Raw genomic sequence first — 2,596 nt, forward strand, 5'->3', positions numbered from 1 at the left:
TACTTGAGTCTGCTCTTCTACTTGGAAGATAAACTTGGATGCTCCTTAGACCTTGTCACCGACAAGGCTCTGCGCCCCGAACTCCATCCATTGATAGAAAAAGAAGCAATCTATGTCCCGTGAATATCTGTGAAGTATCATCTAAACCAAGAGCAAATCTAGAGATAGCGGCTGATGTCTTCTCCCTGTTCTGCCAAGAACAACAAAGCCCGGAAGCGCAGCCCTACCACCTGATCGTAGAAGGGGTTGAGCTTGCACATCGGTGGGATGTGCATTATTTTGTGGCCAAACAGCACCACATCTCGCTCGAAAGGACAGCGAGCCGGGATCCACCGACACAAAAAGTGGGCCAGCCGGAGATCCCTAACTTCAATGCTATCAATTGCCGCTCGAATTGGTTGCAAGGGCGCCTGCAGCCAGTCGTGCAGGTGAGCCGCAGGCTTGAAGTACGTGGAAGTCATGGAATCCGTTTGCTCCTCTGAAGCTTTGCGCGCACGTTGTCAAGAAATCGTGGTAGAGCCCATAAGCTTTCACTTCAACACCTCAAGGGTGTTCGCTCTCTGCAGCAGTCATGCTCTCCTGCCCGGGTTTGTATCTAGGGAAACAGGAAGGCGTTTCTCTCCAGACTCAGTCTGCCTTCGGCGGCCAGAAACTTGCCTGGGTAACACAAAATCTCTGCTCAAGTTTGTAGAGGTACACATTTTGTATTCAAAAGTTAACCTGCAACGAAAACTACAGAATTGACCGCCTTGGCTGGCGAGCTGCCAGGGCTTGGGGATCCAGCTCAAGGCTGTTGTCCCTATTTCCAGGATGGAACAGAGCTTGGGCCTATGGTAGAGGGATCCCCGCACCAAAAGTTACCTTGAAGCATTGTTTTTCTTTATGATCAATATTTTCTCAAGATGTTGTTGTCGAGAGTTACAGGAGATAACGAGCAAGGGATCCCGGCTGCTGGGCACTCTACAATTCCAGGAGAGGTTCCCAGCGAGTGGGAAGCGGGCAGGGGATGGGGATCTCCTCTTCTTACTCGGTCTTTCTTCAGAGGCTGCTTATGAAATTGGCCTATTGGATGTATGCTGGCCCCGCCCACATCGGCACGCTGCGGGTGGCCAGTTCCTTCAAAAATGTCCACAGCATCATGCATGCTCCCCTGGGGGACGACTATTTCAACGTGATGCGTTCCATGTTGGAGCGGGAGCGGGACTTTACCCCGGTAACCACCAGCGTCGTTGACCGGCAGGTGTTGGCGCGGGGATCGGACGAGAAGGTGATTCGCAACATCGTCCGCAAAGATGGCGAGGAGCAGCCGGATTTGATTGTCGTCACCCCCACCTGCACCTCCAGCATTTTGCAGGAGGATCTGCATCACTTTGTGCGGCAGGCCCAGTTGGCCAGCCGCTGCGACGTGCTGCTGGCCGATGTCAACCACTACCGGGTCAACGAGTTGCAGGCCGCCGATCGCACCCTGCAGCAGATTGTGGAGTTCTACATCAACAAAGCCCGCAAAAGCGGCGAATTGGACGGCTTACCCCAGAAGACAGAACGTCCTTCCTGCAACATCCTCGGCATCTCCAGCCTGGGCTTTCACCACGCCCACGATCTGCGGGAGTTAAAAAAGTTGCTGCGGGATCTGGGTATCGACCTTAACTTGGTGATCCCCCAGGGGGCCAGCGTCCACGATCTCAAGCATCTGGGGCGGGCCTGGTTCAACGTGGTGCCCTACCGCGAACTGGGGCCGATGACAGCTCGCTACTTGCAGGAGCAGTTTGGCACGCCCTACGTGGAGATCACCCCCATGGGAGTGGTGGAAACAGCCCGCTTCATCCGCCAAATCCAGCAGGTTCTCAACGAGCAAGGGATCCCGGTGGACTACGAGCCCTACATCCAGGAGCAGACCCTACATGTTTCCCAGGCGGCCTGGTTCTCCCGCTCCATCGATTGCCAAAACCTGACCGGCAAAAAGGCAGTGGTTTTTGGGGATTGCACCCATGCGGCAGCGATCACCAAGATCCTGGCCCGCGAGATGGGGATCCACGTGGTCTGGGCGGGCAGCTATTGCACCTACGATGGCGAGTGGTTTCAGGCGGAGGTGGGCGGGTATTGCGATCAGGTGCTGCTGACGGAGGATCACACCCGTGTGGCCGATGCCATTGCCCAGGCGGAGCCTGCCGCTATCTTCGGCACCCAGATGGAGCGGCATGTGGGCAAACGGCTGCGGATCCCTTGTGGGGTGATCTCCGCGCCCATCCACGTGCAGGATTTTCCCATTGGCTACAAGCCCTTTTTGGGCTACGAGGGCGCCAACCAAGTTGTGGACTTAATCTACAACTCCTTTACCCTGGGCATGGAGGATCACCTGCTGGAGGTCTTCGGCGGCCACGACACCAAAGAAGTGATCCACAAGAGCCTGAGCGCCGATTCCGATCTCATCTGGACGCGGGAGGCCCAGGCGGAGCTGAACAAGGTGCCCGGCTTTGTGCGGGGCAAGGTGAAGCGCAACACCGAAAAATTTGCCCGCGAGCGGGGATTGACCGAGATCACTCTAGAGGTTATGTATGCGGCCAAGGAGGCTCTCGGGGCTTGACGGGATCCATCC

General features: G+C 56.1%; 2 protein-coding genes. One reads left to right on the plus strand and one right to left on the minus strand.

Annotated elements, in window-relative coordinates; all coding sequences use genetic code 11:
* Positions 1-158: 158 nt before the first annotated feature.
* Positions 159-461: a Mo-dependent nitrogenase C-terminal domain-containing protein gene (locus tag NW863_RS00005; RefSeq protein WP_414363696.1), complete on the minus strand. Its 303-nt coding sequence runs from the start codon at positions 459-461 to the stop codon at positions 159-161.
* Between the two features lie 590 nt (positions 462-1,051).
* On the opposite strand from NW863_RS00005, the gene bchB reads away from it, so the two are divergent.
* Positions 1,052-2,584 (plus strand): ferredoxin:protochlorophyllide reductase (ATP-dependent) subunit B, encoded by a 1,533-nt coding sequence (gene bchB, locus NW863_RS00010; protein WP_414363698.1) that lies wholly within the window; start codon positions 1,052-1,054, stop codon positions 2,582-2,584.
* Positions 2,585-2,596: the final 12 nt, after the last annotated feature.

Source organism: Synechococcus sp. B60.1 (assembly GCF_047462555.1).
In the GTDB taxonomy this organism is placed as follows: domain Bacteria; phylum Cyanobacteriota; class Cyanobacteriia; order Thermostichales; family Thermostichaceae; genus Thermostichus.

Excerpts from the sequence above, each read along its gene's own strand:
- bchB (WP_414363698.1), top strand. The coding sequence starts at position 1,052 with ATGAAATTGGCCTATTGGATGTATGCTGGCCCCGCCCACATCGGCACG.
- NW863_RS00005 (WP_414363696.1), bottom strand. The coding sequence starts at position 461 with ATGACTTCCACGTACTTCAAGCCTGCGGCTCACCTGCACGACTGGCTG.